This window comes from Rhodococcus sp. APC 3903 (assembly GCF_030407755.1).
Lineage (GTDB): Bacteria > Actinomycetota > Actinomycetes > Mycobacteriales > Mycobacteriaceae > Rhodococcus_F > Rhodococcus_F erythropolis.
In genome coordinates this window covers 147,774-162,501 of sequence record NZ_JASDCV010000013.1, presented here as the reverse complement: position 1 = coordinate 162,501, position 14,728 = coordinate 147,774, and the positions used below count along the sequence as shown (strand labels likewise).

16 protein-coding genes and 1 riboswitch are annotated in these 14,728 nt (G+C 62.4%); of the genes, 9 read left to right on the top strand and 7 right to left on the bottom strand.

Features of this window, described 5'->3' with window-relative positions:
* Positions 1–22: 22 nt before the first annotated feature.
* The 3 genes from QMA15_RS19775 (at position 23) to QMA15_RS19765 (ending at position 1,545) form a co-directional block, all read left to right on the top strand.
* A complete protein-coding gene (locus QMA15_RS19775) occupies positions 23–331 on the top strand; it encodes an antibiotic biosynthesis monooxygenase (RefSeq protein WP_279163039.1) in 309 nt (102 codons plus the stop codon).
* Positions 332–419: 88 nt separating this feature from the next.
* A riboswitch (cobalamin riboswitch) is annotated at positions 420–559 on the top strand.
* Between the two features lie 24 nt (positions 560–583).
* Positions 584–778 (top strand): CbtB domain-containing protein, encoded by a 195-nt coding sequence (locus QMA15_RS19770; protein ID WP_003945915.1) that lies wholly within the window; start codon positions 584–586, stop codon positions 776–778.
* Positions 769–1,545 carry a CbtA family protein gene (locus tag QMA15_RS19765; protein ID WP_279163038.1) on the top strand — a complete coding sequence of 259 codons (777 nt, stop codon included), beginning with the start codon at positions 769–771 and terminating at the stop codon, positions 1,543–1,545. The genes QMA15_RS19770 and QMA15_RS19765 overlap by 10 nt, the downstream gene beginning before the upstream one ends.
* 59 nt (positions 1,546–1,604) lie before the next feature.
* Here the strand turns inward: QMA15_RS19765 and QMA15_RS19760 are convergent, their stop codons facing one another.
* Both QMA15_RS19760 and QMA15_RS19755 read right to left on the bottom strand, forming a co-directional pair.
* Positions 1,605–3,440 carry an NAD(P)/FAD-dependent oxidoreductase gene (locus tag QMA15_RS19760; protein ID WP_020968370.1) on the bottom strand — a complete coding sequence of 612 codons (1,836 nt, stop codon included), beginning with the start codon at positions 3,438–3,440 and terminating at the stop codon, positions 1,605–1,607.
* Positions 3,441–3,580: 140 nt separating this feature from the next.
* Entirely contained in the window at positions 3,581–4,726 is a 1,146-nt protein-coding gene (locus QMA15_RS19755; protein ID WP_021332348.1) for a hypothetical protein, read from the bottom strand.
* 219 nt (positions 4,727–4,945) lie between these two features.
* Here QMA15_RS19755 and QMA15_RS19750 point away from each other — a divergent pair, with 219 nt between their 5' ends.
* Positions 4,946–5,725 carry an acetoin reductase gene (locus tag QMA15_RS19750; protein ID WP_020906092.1) on the top strand — a complete coding sequence of 260 codons (780 nt, stop codon included), beginning with the start codon at positions 4,946–4,948 and terminating at the stop codon, positions 5,723–5,725.
* A gap of 59 nt (positions 5,726–5,784) precedes the next feature.
* Entirely contained in the window at positions 5,785–7,053 is a 1,269-nt protein-coding gene (locus QMA15_RS19745) for a GAF domain-containing protein (RefSeq protein ID WP_279163209.1), read from the top strand.
* Here QMA15_RS19745 and QMA15_RS19740 read toward each other — a convergent pair.
* The 3 genes from QMA15_RS19740 to QMA15_RS19730 are packed head-to-tail and all read right to left on the bottom strand — an operon-like array spanning position 7,032 to position 9,789.
* On the bottom strand, positions 7,032–7,676 hold the full coding sequence (locus QMA15_RS19740) for a DsbA family oxidoreductase (RefSeq protein WP_232816808.1): 645 nt from the start codon (positions 7,674–7,676) through the stop codon (positions 7,032–7,034). The two genes, QMA15_RS19745 and QMA15_RS19740, sit on opposite strands and share 22 nt — an antisense overlap.
* 55 nt (positions 7,677–7,731) lie before the next feature.
* Positions 7,732–8,385 (bottom strand): response regulator transcription factor, encoded by a 654-nt coding sequence (locus QMA15_RS19735; RefSeq protein WP_021342792.1) that lies wholly within the window; start codon positions 8,383–8,385, stop codon positions 7,732–7,734.
* A gap of 48 nt (positions 8,386–8,433) precedes the next feature.
* Positions 8,434–9,789, bottom strand: a complete 1,356-nt coding sequence (locus QMA15_RS19730) for a histidine kinase (protein ID WP_142006418.1) — start codon at positions 9,787–9,789, stop codon at positions 8,434–8,436.
* 24 nt (positions 9,790–9,813) lie between these two features.
* On the opposite strand from QMA15_RS19730, the gene QMA15_RS19725 reads away from it, so the two are divergent.
* Both QMA15_RS19725 and QMA15_RS19720 read left to right on the top strand, forming a co-directional pair.
* Positions 9,814–10,329, top strand: coding sequence for a DUF4352 domain-containing protein (locus tag QMA15_RS19725; protein ID WP_019746807.1), 516 nt, complete (start codon positions 9,814–9,816; stop codon positions 10,327–10,329).
* Positions 10,326–10,808 (top strand): hypothetical protein, encoded by a 483-nt coding sequence (locus QMA15_RS19720; protein ID WP_021342790.1) that lies wholly within the window; start codon positions 10,326–10,328, stop codon positions 10,806–10,808. Before QMA15_RS19725 ends, QMA15_RS19720 begins: the two co-directional genes overlap by 4 nt.
* On the opposite strand, the gene QMA15_RS19715 is transcribed toward QMA15_RS19720, so the two are convergent.
* A complete protein-coding gene (locus QMA15_RS19715; protein WP_003945839.1) occupies positions 10,783–11,217 on the bottom strand; it encodes an OsmC family protein in 435 nt (144 codons plus the stop codon). The two genes, QMA15_RS19720 and QMA15_RS19715, sit on opposite strands and share 26 nt — an antisense overlap.
* Positions 11,218–11,315: 98 nt before the next feature.
* Complete coding sequence (locus tag QMA15_RS19710) at positions 11,316–12,539, bottom strand: TetR/AcrR family transcriptional regulator (RefSeq protein WP_279163037.1); 1,224 nt, start codon at positions 12,537–12,539, stop codon at positions 11,316–11,318.
* 338 nt (positions 12,540–12,877) lie between these two features.
* Between QMA15_RS19710 and QMA15_RS19705 the strand changes: the two genes are divergently transcribed.
* Both QMA15_RS19705 and QMA15_RS19700 read left to right on the top strand, forming a co-directional pair.
* Complete coding sequence (locus QMA15_RS19705; RefSeq protein WP_019746804.1) at positions 12,878–13,867, top strand: nitronate monooxygenase family protein; 990 nt, start codon at positions 12,878–12,880, stop codon at positions 13,865–13,867.
* Entirely contained in the window at positions 13,864–14,643 is a 780-nt protein-coding gene (locus QMA15_RS19700; RefSeq protein WP_019746803.1) for an enoyl-CoA hydratase, read from the top strand. Before QMA15_RS19705 ends, QMA15_RS19700 begins: the two co-directional genes overlap by 4 nt.
* Positions 14,644–14,728 lie beyond the last annotated feature (85 nt).

Below are 14,728 nucleotides of genomic sequence, written 5' to 3'. Positions count from 1 at the left end.
GTGCGCGGGTAATGTCGCTTGCATGGCAGTCGTGAAGATCAATGCAATCGAGGTCCCCGAGGGCGCCGGCCCCGAACTGGAGAAGCGCTTCGCAGCACGCGCTCATGCAGTCGAGAACTCCCCGGGCTTTCTCGGATTCCAACTCCTCCGCCCCACCGCAGGTGAGAGCCGTTACTTCGTGGTGACGCAGTGGGAGTCCGAGCAGGCGTTCGCCGATTGGCGTGACGGCCCTGCCCGCGAAGCCCATTCCGGCGAGCGTGCGAAGCCCGTCGCTTCGGGTGCGTCGTTGCTCGAGTTCGAAATTGTCCTGGACGTCGCCGCAAAGAGCTGATCTCGAACGATTGTGCCCGCCTTGGCGGGCACAATCGACGGTCATCTCGGCTTCACGCGTTGACACGGTGCGGGCAGTAGTGCAAAAGTTCGCATGTAAACGCGATGGTCCGACAGGAATCCGGTGAAAGCCCGGAGCGGTCGCGCCACTGTAATTCGAGGTGAAGTGCCTTTTTCGGCACGACTATTTCGACAGCCAGACACTTCGGCCATCGCATGGACCTAGGGGACGCGAAAATCCCAGGAGGCTTCGATGGCTCTCGCCTATTCTCCCGATACGTCGATCGATTCGACTCGTCTTGCTTTCCTCGCCGCTGCAGTAGTTCTGTTCGCGATGCTCGCTCTCTACCTGGTCGGATTCGACCAGGGCGCTATCTCTCGCACCGGCATGTACATGCATGAATTGATGCACGACGGTCGACACTTGATGGGCCTGCCGTGCCACTAGTCGACAATTTCACGAAGCTTCTCATTCGTGGTTTGTTGGCTGGTTTGATCGCAGGCGTCCTTGCCGGCGGAGTTGCATTCGTGCTGGGTGAACCGCACGTCAATGCCGCCATTGCGATCGAAGAAGCCAACAGCGCCACCGGTGAGGTTGCCGGCGAAGCCGCTGGGCATTCGCACGGTGACGAAGAAGAACCACTGGTGAGCCGCGACGGGCAGCGCGCCGGGCTGTTCCTGGCCACAGCGCTGGCCGGACTGGCACTCGGGGCGATCTTCTCGGTCGTTGCCAATTACGCTCGACGACTCACCGGAATGTCCGGGCCGTTGTTGGCGATCACCATCGCCGTCGGTGGTTGGCTGGCCATCGAGGCCGTGCCCTTCTTCAAGTACCCGGCCAATCCGCCGGCCGTCGGAGATCCCGACACCATCAACCAGCGCACACTGCTGTGGCTGGCCGCCGTGATTCTCGGGCTACTGTCCGTCACCGCGGCAGCAGCGGCGGCAAAGGCAGTTTCCGGGCACGAGTTCCTCAGCGTGCGCATCGCTGGTCCGGTGGCTGCGTTCCTGGTGATCGCCACGATCGGTTACGTCTCGCTTCCCGGCATCAACGAGGTGGGCGAGGACTTCCCGGCAACTCTGCTGTGGGAGTTCCGACTTTCCTCGCTCGCTACGCAGGCGACGCTCTGGCTCGTGCTCGGGTTGGCATTCGCCTTCCTCACCGAGCGCGCGACCAAGAACACCGAAGTAGCAAAGAAGTACGCCCTTCGCTGAACCTGCTGTGCGCCTTTATTAACCGCGGGCGGTTAATAAAGGCGCACAGCAGTTCAATTTCAGCTCAGGTGATGCACTTCCTGCAGTCCGTACACCGGCGTCGGGATGCCCTCGTAGCGCGCCTTCAACTGCAACGCCAAGTACAGCGAGTAGTGGCGCGACTGGTGCAGATTGCCTCCGTGGAACCACAGCGCTTCCTGCTGCGTCGGCTTCCACATGTTGCGCTGCTCGCCTTCCCACGGTCCCGGATCCTTGGTGGTGTTCGACCCCAGGCCCCACACCTTGCCGACCTTGTCGGCGGTGTCCTGACCGATCAGATCCGCCACCCAGCCGTTCATCGAGCCGTAGCCGGTCGCGTAGACCACCACGTCGGCAGGCAATTCCGTACCGTCTTCGAGGATCACGCTGTTCTCGGTCAGCTCACGAATGTTGCCGTGCGCGAGCTTGATGTCCCCGTTCGCGACCAGTTCGGCCGCGCCGACGTCGATGTAGTAACCCGAGCCGCGTCGTAGGTACTTCATGAACAGACCTGAACCGTCGTCGCCCCAGTCGTGCTCGAAGCCCGCCTTCTCGAGGCGATCGTAGAAATCCTTGTCGCGCTCACGGATTGCGTCGTACACCGGGATCTGGAACTCGTGCATGATCCGGTACGGCAGCGAACCGAACGTGAGGTCTGCCTTGTGCGTCGTCATGCCCGCGGCCAGTGCTCGCTCCGAGTACAGATCGCCCAAGCCCAAATCCATCAGCGAATCCGACTTCACGATGTGCGTCGAGCTGCGCTGCACCATCGTGACGTCGATGCCGTTCTCCCACAGTGCGCCGCAGATGTCGTGCGAGGAGTTATTGGCCCCGATCACGACGACCTTCTTGCCCACGTACTGATCCGGGCCGGGGTGCTTGCTCGAGTGGTGCTGATCGCCGAGGAACTTGTCCTGCCCGGGGAACGTCGGAACGTTGGCCTTGCCGGACATACCCGTCGCCATCACCAACTGCTTGGGACGCAACGTCAGCTTCTCGCCGTTGCGGTTGACCTCGACGGTCCATTCCTGGGTCTTCTCGTCGAACGACGCAGAGGTGCAGGTCGTGGAACTCCAGTACGGAACCTCCATGACCTTGGTGTACATCTCGAGCCAGTCGCCGATCTTGTCCTTGGGCGCGAACACCGGCCAGTTGTCGGGGAACGGCATGTATGGCAGGTGGTCGTACCAAACCGGGTCGTGCAGGCACAGGGACTTGTAGCGTCCGCGCCACTGATCACCCGGCCGCTCGTGGCTGTCGATCACGATGGCCGGAACTCCGAGTTGGCGCATCCGGGCACCGAGGGCGATGCCTCCCTGTCCGCCGCCGACGATCACGACGTAAGGCTGTGTGGTGTAACCGAGTTCGCGATCCTCGATCTCCTTCTGCTCGGCCCACGTGATGCGGTTCGGGTCTGCTCCGTGCTTGGCGCCACGAGGCCGGCGAGTGCCCTTACCTTCTTCGTGTCCCTTCAATTCCTGCAACGACGTCAGCAGGGTCCAACCTTCATCTCCTTTCAAACGAAGGTGCCCGTGCGCGCGACCGGTTGCAGTCTCGAATTCGATCCAGGCCGACGTGACGCCGTCGGCTTCGTCGGGTGTCTCGGTGGTCCGGAATCCCGAAGGATCGGTGTCGTCGAGACGCTCGGAGAGCATGTCGGCAATCTGCTCGCGACCTTCGACGGTCTTGATGTTCCAGGTGAACGACACCAAGTCGCGCCAGAAGCTGTCGAGTGCAAATTTGCCTGCCACACGCTCGATGTCACGAGCCGCGAGGGCCGACTCGAAATCCGCCAGCCAGGCGTCGACGCGTTCCTGAGGTGTCACCGCCGTCAACTTCACCTCGGGGGTGACTGCGGAATCGATGGTTTGCGTCATCACTTCTCCTTGTTTATGAATGTGACACACAGCACATCTCATAAGTGGCCCCGGTCACAAGCGTTGCAGTCTGTTGCAATCAGCGGGCGCGGTGCCGCCGCCCGATACCGGTTACCCGCACCGATGTGCGGGCAACCGACTCACCCCTCAGCAGGCTTGAATTTGCCGAGTCCCAGCGACTGAAATCCCACGACGTAGAACAGCGTCCACAACACGGCCCAGTCCACGAAACCCAGTGCATTGCCGTGCAATCCGTCGACAACTGCCGGCTCGTGAAGAATGTGCTCTGCCGCAAAGCGGTAATAGAACAAGAATGTGACCACCGCGAGCGCAAACGTGAGCAGCGCGCGGATCGCCAGATTGACCCCGTCCGAAAAGCCCGTGGGCTTGTTACCGAAGGCGTTGGCCCAGAAGATCATCCAGAAGGCCCAGCACACACCGAGCTGCGCCGGGAACTGATGGACCACACCACCCAACTCGGCAACGGCATCGCTTCCCACAAGTGCCTTCACCACTGGAAGCGCCACGAAGTACAAGCCGGTTCCGACGGCGAAGTTACCGATCGTGGCTGCGAGCGCCGTCTTACCCCCGCCGCCGAACAGTCGCCACGGCCAGTTGTCGAGCGTCTGGCCAGTCAGGATCACGACCACCACGACGCAGTAGAACCACCCGAGTACGGTGTCGACGGTCATCAACGGATCCGTGGCGGACAGCGACACGGACGGCAGACCGAACACGAAGTACAGCGCCAGCGTCGGGACGGCGACAAACGCGATCTCACACAAACCCACCAACGGCTGCTTCATCCCTAGGGAAGTCCACGGCCAATGCTGCCAGTTCAGGACCACCATCACCCAGGTCCCGAAGCCGAAGAGCACGAACAGCGCACCCGCGAAATATCCGAGGCCGCCCTCACGATCGGCCGCGAAATCCGGGTACAAACTCCCCAAGCCGTTTGCCAGGAGCCACGTCACCACGACGGCGAAGACCGCGGTCGCGACCATGATCGCCAAGCCTTTCGCCGGCTGAGGGAGTCGATCGAAGCCGGCGAACTCGCAATTGAAGCCGATGAACACAACAAAAAGGATTGCCCAGAAAAGCGCCGCGTTGAACGGCAGAGGATAGAAACTCCAGGGACTGGTGGTCGGATCGGCCAGAAGGTACCAACTCGCCACCGCCAGCACGAGAACGATCACGAGGTTCGCGATCCCGAACCCGATCCAGCGGCGTGACGGTTGTCGGCTCGGCGTGGCCGGTTCCGTGGGTGTGTCGACTGTAGCGGTCATGTGCCCTCTCCCAGATTGTCTCGCAAGATGATTCGCGAAGTGGTGGCGCAACTATGGAACCGTCGCGCGGGGTACCGGGAGGGTTGCCGAGGGTTGCAACTGCTGTCCGATTTTCCGGAATTGCAACACGGTGCAACCCTTCCGCATTGTGGTCGCCGTCACATACAAATCACTCACCGGTTCACAACCGACTGGTTCACTGCTTACGAGGAGATCTGCATGAGCATCACGGGCAAGGTAGTACTGGTCACCGGCGCCGGCCAAGGAATCGGACGCGGAATCGCTCTCCGCCTCGCCCACGACGGCGCCGACATCGCGTTGGTCGACCTCGACCAGACCAAGCTGGATGCGGTTGCCGACGAGATCAGACAGATCGGTCGTCGTGCGACGACGTTTATCGCCGATGTCAGCGATCGCGCGCAGGTTCACGCCGCAGTCGAACACGCGCACAGTGAGTTGAGCGGATTCGACGTCATCGTCAACAACGCGGGAATCGCTCTCGTCGGCCCGATCTCCGATGCGACGCCGGAAGAGGTCTCCAAGATCTGGAGCGTCAACGTCGACGGTGTCCTGTGGGGAATTCAAGCTGCAGCGGCAAAGTTCCAGGCGCTCGGTCAGCGCGGAAAGATCATCAACGCGTCGTCCATCGCCGGTCATGACGGGTTCGCCATGTTAGGTGTTTACAGCGCAACAAAATTCGCGGTCAGGGCCCTCACTCAGGCTGCGGCCAAGGAATACGCGTCCGACGGAATCACCGTCAACGCGTACTGCCCCGGCGTCGTGGGCACCGACATGTGGGTGACGATCGACAAGAGGTTCGCCGAGTTGACCGGTGCGCCAGAGGGCGCCACCTACGAGAAGTTCGTCGGCGGAATTGCGCTGGGTCGAGCTGAAACCCCCGACGACGTAGCCGGTTTCGTCTCTTACCTCGCTGGGCCCGATTCCGACTACATGACCGGGCAGGCCGGTCTCATCGACGGCGGTCTCGTCTACCGCTGACCGAGGTGTCTTCGCTGAAAGCGGCGTCTTCGCTGAAGAAGCGGTTGCCCGAGCCTGCGATGCCGCCCGGCGAGGATCCTCGCGACTACGCGAGGACCCTCGCCGCGGTGTACGACGCGACGATGGCCGGAGACCGCGCACCGGCCCGCCCCAGGGACGTGGTGCGCCAATCGTGGCAGCGCCTGCGCGAACTCGGTATCGATCCCGAGCACAGCCGGGTCGAACCGTCGATGGACGTCGCCGAACTCGATCTCCGTCGTCGTGAGTCCGGACTGTACGACGTACTCGACGACGTGACACGCGGACTCGAATCGGTCACCGCGAGCGGTGAGAACATCATGGTCGTCGCAGATCTTCGCGGAACTGTACTGTGGCGCAGCGGGTCCCATCGCGTACTGGACCAAGCTGCGCGTCTGGGATTTGTCGAAGGGGCGAACTGGGCGGAGGACAGCGTCGGCACCAACGCCATCGGAACGGCATTGGTGTCACGACAGGCGGTTCAGATCTTCTCGGCGGAACACTATGCGCGCAGCCATCATCCGTGGACGTGTGCGGGGGCGCCCATCCGCGATCCGCGGGACGACCGTGTCATCGGCGTCGTCGACATCAGTGGTCCTGCCAAGACCGTCCATCCCACGACGCTCGCTCTGGTCGACGCCGTCGCACGCCTCGCTCAATCACACCTGCGCGACAAGCATCGGGACAATCTCGATCAACTACGTTCTGTTGCAGGGCCGATGCTTGCACGAAGCGGATCACCCGCATTGGTGATCGACACCCACGGATGGGTCGCAGCGGTCGACGCGTTACCTCATCGCTCGCGCGTGCTGCTCCCCGCAGCTTTGGCTCCCGGCAGGACATGGTTCCCGGCCCTGGGCCTGTGCGAACTGGATCCGCTTCCCGGCGGGTGGTTGGTTCGACCGATCGCCACCGGCGAGAGAATCAGCGCGCCCACGGTGCATATCGATCTGCGCGATTCCGAGAACATGTCGGTGACCGTCACGTCGGGTTTCGGCGAATGGGCATACGCCCCCACCCAACGACATGCGGAGATTCTGTTCCTCCTCGGATCCGAGAGACGGGGACTGACTGCATCGCGGTTGGCGCAAGATCTGTTCGGCGACCCGGCCCGCACGGTGACCGCGCGGGCCGAGATGTCGCGTCTGCGAAAGAACCTCGCCGGAGTTGTTGCAGCGCAGCCGTACCGGTTCGTCGATGCAGCGCACGTGACGTTGTCCTGCCCCGTGAACGGCGCACATCTGTTGCCGTTTTCGAATGCCCCGGCGGTGCGTGCCGCTCGCCTTTCTCAGGCCGGTTCGGAGGCCTGAGTGAGCAACTGCAGAAACACCTCTTCGGGCTGAGCGCCGGACACGGCAACCGCACGGTTGGCGACAAAGAACGGAACGCCGCTGACCTGCAGTTGGCGGGCCATGGACAGATCTTCGCGGACAGCCTCCGCTGCGGCATCGGAGCCCAGTTGCTCGCGCACGACATCGGCGTCGAGGCCGACGCTCACGGCCAGCTCGACCAGCACCTCACGGTCGTCGATCACCTTGCCGTCGCTGAAGTGCGCTTTGAACAGCGCTTCGAGGAGTTCGTTCTGCCGCTCACCCGCGAGATGCAGCAACCTGTGCGCATCAAAGGTATTGGCGGCGATCACGGTTTCGAAGTCCAAGGTCAACCCGACCTCGGCGGCTGTCGCGCTGACGTGGGCGAACATCTGACGTACCTGATCAGGCGCCATCCCCTTCATTTCGACCAAGGCGTCGAGTTCGGTTCGGCCCTCTCCCACCGGCGTCTCCGGCGCGAGCTGGTACGAGCGCCAGATGACGTTGACGCGGTCCTTGTTCTCGAAACGATCCAGCGCCGAGAGGAACCTGGTCTTTCCGATGTAGCACCACGGACAAGCGACGTCCGACCACACTTCGATGGTCACGTCTTGGTCAATCACGATTTGATCAGTCACCGAAGGTGCAACAACGAACAGGGTCGGGATTAGTCCCGAGTCACGTCACAAGGCCACACCGGAACGCGATCAACGATGCACTCACGCGGTTGGGCACACCCAGCTTGCCGAACAGCGAAGAGATATGCGTCTTGACGGTGGTCTCACCGAGGTACAACCGCTCCGCGATGACACTGTTGGCCGCGCCTGTCGCCAGGATTGTCAGCACTTCACGCTCGCGCTCGGTGAGCGAAGCGAGCGGAGTCTGATCGGGCGCTTGCCGACGCGGCGACGAGGCCACGATGGCGCGCAGAGAATCGCAACTGAACAACGAGTGGTCCGACGCCACTACCCGCACTGCCTGCTGGAACGCCTGCGGAGCTGCGTCCTTGCTCAGGAAACTGTGCGCGCCCGCCTCGACTGCCTGCACAACCATGTCGTCGACGTCGAAGGCGGTCATGGCAATGACCTTCGGTGGATTGCTCATGGTCATCAATTCGCGCGTGGCCTCCAAGCCGCCGACCCGTGCCATTTTCAGATCCATCAGCACCACGTGGGGACGAAAACGAGTGACCTTGGCTGCGACCTGATCGCCGTCCTCAGCCTCGGCAACCACCACGATGTCCGGCGCTGCTTCCAGGATGTCCTTCATCCCGCGCCGAACCCACGCGTCGTTGTCGACGATCAAAACTGTGATGCGCGAGTCAGCGTCCATAGTGCGCTCAGATTACCCAGAGCCCCCGACAGTTAGAGGGCGGGAGGGCTACGACGACCAGGGCACCCAGCAACTGACGAGGAAATCGTCCCCCAACGCGCCTGCCTCCACCTTGCCGCCGATCTCTCGCGCCTGTTCGGCCAACCCGCGTAGGCCGGATCGTGAACCGATCGACGTCATGGGTGCAAGCTCGCTCAGCTTGTTGCGTGCGAGGATGCGGATTCCTTCGTGCGGCGACCCGGTCACGGAAATGACGAGCATCTGGTCGCTCGCGTACTTCTGGACGTTGGTCAACGATTCCTGAACGACGCGATAACAGACATGCCCCGCCAACATTCCGACATCACCCGGGAGCAACTCGGATTCGAGACGGCAGTGGATGCCTGCCGCGCGTGCACTGTTGACCAGGTCACCGATCGCGTCGATCCCCTGGTGCCCACCGTGTTCGCGGCGATCACCGCTTCCCCTGAGCACTCCGACGATTCCCTTCAATTCGTCCAAAGCCTCGTGTGCGGTGGTTCTGATCATCGCTGCGGTGTTGACGACCTTCTCGGGATTGTCTGCCGCGCTGACCTGCAACCCGCCGGCGAACAACGAGATCCGGCTCAAACTGGCCGCGATCGTGTCGTGCATGTCGCGAGCGATCCGCGTTCGTTCCTCGGTGCGAATCATCTCGTCACGCATCACATCGGTTTTCTCGGTGGCCAGATCCCGTACGTGCTCTGCCTCGACGAGTTCGGTTCTGGTCCGAATCAGGAGCGAGAGCGCCACGACAATGCCGACCATGACGGCAGCGACGAGCCACGGGATCCAGATGGCGACGTCGTATTGAACAACCACCGAACCGTCTTTGGGTTTCGCGGTGCCCATCGTGAGAACGGAGTACTCACGATTTCGAAAAGCGTCGTAGGTCAACGAAATTCCGCACACGACGAAGACAGCTGCCGCGGCTGCCGCAAGCCGAGGCCCACGCGCGATCCGAGCAACGGCGAACAACGCGATGAGCGCCGCCGTCGCATCGGTGGGGAAGAACAGCGGGCCGACCAGCGTGATCGCCAGAACCACCCAGGGATGTTGATGCCGCCAGACAAGCGATATCCCACCGGCCACGCCCAGGACGAACCCGATCCCGACCAATGCCGGTGGCATATTTCCCGACGCGCCTGCGATGCCCACCGTCATGAAGGAACAGAAAAGGCTGAACGCGACGGCGGCGGTAGTCCATACGCGTCGTCGCACAACGGTTCCTTTGGTGGTGATCACCGGGCAAGCGTATCCACCGCCACCGACGCCTCGAATCAGCCGAACGGGTGGACGAACCGTCAAGCTCCGACCGAAAGGATGAGGCTCCCCGATCTTTCGACCGAAGCGGTGAGCGGTCCCCACATCGTTGACTTGTGCCATACCAACTCTCGAAAGGCGCACATCATGCGATCACTCCGTACTCCCCTCGCCCTCCTCGCCGTCGGCGCAGCCCTGTTCGCAACCATCGCCTCGGGCGAGACCGACGAAGCGAAGAAGGTCGACGACAACGGTTCTTCCGCCGCACCCGCGGCTGCCTTCGGCATCGGTGACGTCGTCGAACTGGGCGACTGGCGCGTCCAGGTACACGGCGTTGTCGATCCCTATGTCTCGACCAATCAGTTCATCACCGCGGATCCCGGAAACCGCTACGTCGTGGTCGACACCGAGGTCACCAACAACAGCGACAAGCCGTCGACCGTGTCATCGATGATGTGCTTCGAACTGCAGGACTCGACCAACAAGTCGTACAACATCACGTTCACCGACAGCAGCACGTCGAGTGTCGACGGAGAGCTTGCGCCGGGTGCAGCCAAGCGAGGCGAATTGGCGTACGAGGTCCCCGAAGCCGCCACCGGTCTTCGCCTTCAGTTCAAGTGCGACCTGTTCTCGTCCGGCTCGGCAACCATCAACCTGTCGTGAACCGCCCGGGCGATCTGCTGCTGAGTCCGTGGGCGCTGGTCTCGGTGTCCGTCATCTTGGTCAACGACCACGTACTCAAAGGGGCATTCGGGAACACGATGACGGGCAAGCTGTCCGACGTCGCCGGTGTGTTCCTGTTTCCCTTGCTCCTGCTCTCGGTTCTCGAGGTGCTCAGACGAAAGCTGGCGGGGCGAGCAGCGATCGCCTGGTCCATCGCGGTCACGGGCATCGGCTTCGCCGCGGTGAAGACGGTCTCGCCGATCGGCGACGCGTACGAGTGGGTGATCGGGTTTTTCCGCTGGACCGCAGGAGGATTCCGCGGCGAGCTCTTGCCGATCGTGGTCTTTCGTGATCCCTCGGATCTTTGGGTGCTCCCGATATTGTTCGCAAGCTACCTGGTCGTCACACACAACCGCACTCGGGCGCCGGAGGGGGCGCCCGAGCACGAGGTGATCAGTCCAGTGCCGCATCCAACGTGATGTCGACGCCGGTCAGTGCCTTGCTGATCGGGCACGTTTCCTTGGCCGCCTGGGCAACCTTGGCAAAACCGTCGGCGTCGAGGCCGTCGACCTCGGCGCGAACGGTGAGCTTGATTCCGGTGAGCTTGAAGCCGACCGTGTCGGGGCCCAGCGACACGTCTGCGGTGATGTCGAGGCTCTGCGGGGTTCCGCCGGCCTCGGCGATCAGTGCCGACAACTGCATCGCGTAGCAGGACGAATGTGCCGCGGCGATCAGTTCTTCGGGGCTGGTGGTTCCGCCGGCTTCCTCAGCTGCGCGCTTGGGGAACGACACATCGAAGGTCGCGACACCCGAGCTGGTGAGTTCGACCTGTCCCGACCCGGCTTCGAGGGTGCCGTTCCAGGCGGTGCGTGCGGTACGAGTTGGCATTGCTGTCCCTACTTCCGTCTTCACATGATTCGGTGAACGCCTTGCGATCACGAACCTACCCGCGATACGTGAAGTCACACCTACTGTTTCGGACTGCGCTACCCCAGGAGAGTCGCGGTCAGCAATTTCTCGACGCGTGCTTGCGCGGAGTTCTCCGAGGAAAAGTGCACGATCCTGCCGATGTCGAACACCAGACCAAGCGCCGCGTGGACGAGGAACCGCGCTTGGACGATCGTCAACTCCGGCCGCGCCTCGACGCACAAGTGCGCCCACTCCTCCACGTTGAGCCGCTGGATGTTCCGCAACTCGGTCCGCGACCGGTCCGGCAAGCTGCCGATCTCGGCGAAATAGACTGCCAACAGTTCGCTTCTGCCGAACGACACCTCGACGTACATCTTGGCCAATGTCTCTACGGCCGCGAGTGGTGTCTCCGACTCCGCCAACGCCGAACCCAACGTCATCGTCAGGCGATCGGACGCCCGGTGGAAAGCCGCGGCGAGTAGATCGGCCTTGCTCGCGAAGTGCCGGTACACGCTCGACGCGTTGATACCCGCTGCGGCGCCGATCTCCTCGATACTCACGTCGTGATAGCCGCGCTGATAGAACAGCAATACGGCTTCCTGAAGCAGCACTTCACGTTTCGACGTCCGGGCAAGGCCGGGTTTGCGTTCGAGCGCCTGTTTCTTCCCGCCGCCCTTCGCACCAACGGGCAACTCGACGCCGATGACCGACCAACAAGCTGCGAGAATCAACGATTCGATCTGCTTGGCGGACAACGCCGATCGATGACCGGTGATACTGGCGATCACGCTGAGCACAGCCGGTGCGATCAGCTCGACGTCGGCCGGGGCCAGTTCCGGGCGCACTGCGGCCAACGGCTCGGCAATCCGAAGATTGAGCGTGCGCATTCCCTCCCGCAATTGCTCACGATCCTCGTCGACCAGGTACCGGCCCTCCCAACGGTAGAGCCCTCCCCTACGCCGATTCTCGATCGTCGCGCGGATGACCCCCACCATGGTGGAGTTCAACTGCTCGCGTGGATCGTCGTTTCCGTGTACCGCGGGATCGCTGGCATCCAGCAACGCCTGGGTCAGGTTGTTCACGGTGTAGACGAACAGCGCGTATTTCGTGGGGAAATGACGATAGAGGGCCGGCCCGGAGATTCCGACCTTCGCTGCGATCTCGTCGATGCCGACCGCGTGGTAGCCACGTTCACTGAATGCCTCCGCGGCAGCGGCCGCGATTTGGGCCTTCCGATTCTTCGGACGCGTTCGTGGTGCAGAGCCACTGCCGCTCACGGAGACGCGTGTCTGTCCGGGCACCTGACCCTCCACTTCCGTTGCTTTCTTCCACTGCCTTCGTCCGCTGCACCGCACTTCTACGGGCGCGAGTCCGAACGGACCATGTTAACCGTCGCGAAGGTCGCAATTCGCGCCCGGTACGGCTTCACCCGAAACCCTACAACGCGGCTGTCACGGCGGACGGATTCCGGAAAAAGAGTCTTGACACCCACTCTCACACCGGTGTTATGTTAGTGATGATTCGCACAAACTTGCACGCAGTCCGCTGGCGGGCTCGTTCCATGCAGCGCAGGATTTTTCTTCGCCTGCAATAGGGTTCGATGCCGATTGACCGATCGTAAGAAAGTAGTTGTGAGCAGATGATTCGCACTCGCTTCACCGAGATGTTCGGCGTAGACCATCCGATCGTGCAGGGCGGCATGATGTGGGTAGGACGCGCAGAACTTGTTGCGGCCACGGCAAATTCCGGCGCCCTGGGGTTCCTGACCGGCCTTACCCAACCCACTCCGGAAGACCTCGTCAAGGAAATTGCTCGGACCCGCGATCTCACCGACAAGCCTTTCGGCGTCAATCTCACGATCCTGCCGTCGATCACGCCGCCGCCGTACGCCGAATATCGCCAGGCGATCATCGAATCCGGGATCAAGATCGTCGAGACGGCCGGTTCCAATCCGATCGATCATCTTCCGCATTTCAAGGACGCGGGCGTGAAGGTGATCCACAAGTGCACTGCAGTTCGTCACGCGGTCAAGGCCGAGAGACTGGGCGTCGACGCCGTCAGCATCGACGGCTTCGAATGCGCCGGACACCCAGGTGAAGACGACATACCAGGGCTGATTCTGATTCCGGCGGCCACGCAGCAACTCACGATTCCGGTGATCGCGTCAGGCGGAATCGCAGATTCCCGCGGACTCGTCGCGGCGCTTGCGCTCGGAGCAGACGGCGTCAACATGGGAACTCGATTCATGTGCACCGTGGAATCTCCTGTAGCACAATCGGTTAAAGAACAGATAGTCGCCAACACCGAGCGTGACACCAAGCTGATTTTCCGGACTCTGCACAACACCGCACGCGTAGCAGCGAATGCGATCAGCGCCGAAGTCGTCGACATCGAGGCACGCGGCGACGCGCAGTTCAGCGACATCCAGCATCTGGTCGCCGGGGCACGCGGGCGCAAGGTCTTCGAAGACGGCGATCTCGATGCAGGCATCTGGTCCGCCGGGCAAAGCCAAGGGTTGATCAACGACATCCCGACCGTCGCCGACATGATCGACCGCATGGTCTCGGAGGCCGAACACCTCATCACCTCACGGCTTTCCGGATTCGTCACCGCTGTGAGCGCGGCATGACCGCCACCGCCGAGACGGGCTTTCGCTCCGAAATCACCGACGGTGTACTGCGATTGACCTTCGACCGCCCGAAGCGGATGAACGCGATCGATCTACCCACGATGACTGCTTTCGCAGCCGCCGTCAGAGAGGGCGGCGCAGACCCGAGAGTTCGTACCATCGTGATCACCGGATCCGGTCGAGCGTTCTGCACCGGAGCCGATCTTGCGGCAGCGGCCCTCAACCCCGCAGACCCGAAAGTTGTCATGGATGCCGCGACTTCTCTGATTCGCGCCATCACCAGCGCCCCGGTCCCGGTGATCGCCGCGGTCAACGGCCCGGCAGCCGGCGTCGGAGTGTCCATCGCCCTGGCCGCGGACCTGACGTACGCAGCATCGAGCGCCTATTTCCTCCTCTCGTTCGTCAACATCGGCCTGATGCCCGACGGCGGCGCCAGTGCGCTGGTGCCGGCAGCGATCGGACGTGCCAGAGCGGCCGAGATGGCGTTGCTGGGCGAGCGGGTTTCCGCCGAGGACGCAGAGCGTTTCGGGCTCGTGTCCCGCACCGTCGCAGACGACGCGTTCGACGCACTCGTCGACTCGGTCGTCGATCGCACGTCGAAGGCTCCCCGACGCGCACTCGAACTCACCAAGCGCGCACTCAATGCGGCGACGCTGGACCGCCTCGATGCCGCGTTGGAGCTCGAAAATACCGGTCAGGCAGAACTTCTCACCGGTGACGACTTCAAAGAAGGCGCGATGGCGATGCTGCAGAAGCGCGCACCGCACTTCAAGTAGTCGTTGCGAATTTTCGTTAACAAAACCACTGTGAGGATCGACGGCTCACTGTAGCCTGAGTCACACAATCACCCACGCATGAGAG

Excerpts from the sequence above, each read along its gene's own strand:
- QMA15_RS19770 (WP_003945915.1), top strand. The coding sequence starts at position 584 with ATGGCTCTCGCCTATTCTCCCGATACGTCGATCGATTCGACTCGTCTT.
- QMA15_RS19730 (WP_142006418.1), bottom strand. The coding sequence starts at position 9,789 with ATGGCACAAGTCAACGATGTGGGGACCGCTCACCGCTTCGGTCGAAAG.
- QMA15_RS19700 (WP_019746803.1), top strand. The coding sequence starts at position 13,864 with ATGACCGCCACCGCCGAGACGGGCTTTCGCTCCGAAATCACCGACGGT.
- QMA15_RS19775 (WP_279163039.1), top strand. The coding sequence starts at position 23 with ATGGCAGTCGTGAAGATCAATGCAATCGAGGTCCCCGAGGGCGCCGGC.
- QMA15_RS19735 (WP_021342792.1), bottom strand. The coding sequence starts at position 8,385 with ATGGACGCTGACTCGCGCATCACAGTTTTGATCGTCGACAACGACGCG.
- QMA15_RS19725 (WP_019746807.1), top strand. The coding sequence starts at position 9,814 with ATGCGATCACTCCGTACTCCCCTCGCCCTCCTCGCCGTCGGCGCAGCC.
- QMA15_RS19755 (WP_021332348.1), bottom strand. The coding sequence starts at position 4,726 with ATGACCGCTACAGTCGACACACCCACGGAACCGGCCACGCCGAGCCGA.
- QMA15_RS19760 (WP_020968370.1), bottom strand. The coding sequence starts at position 3,440 with ATGACGCAAACCATCGATTCCGCAGTCACCCCCGAGGTGAAGTTGACG.
- QMA15_RS19715 (WP_003945839.1), bottom strand. The coding sequence starts at position 11,217 with ATGCCAACTCGTACCGCACGCACCGCCTGGAACGGCACCCTCGAAGCC.
- QMA15_RS19745 (WP_279163209.1), top strand. The coding sequence starts at position 5,785 with ATGCCGCCCGGCGAGGATCCTCGCGACTACGCGAGGACCCTCGCCGCG.
- QMA15_RS19750 (WP_020906092.1), top strand. The coding sequence starts at position 4,946 with ATGAGCATCACGGGCAAGGTAGTACTGGTCACCGGCGCCGGCCAAGGA.
- QMA15_RS19705 (WP_019746804.1), top strand. The coding sequence starts at position 12,878 with ATGATTCGCACTCGCTTCACCGAGATGTTCGGCGTAGACCATCCGATC.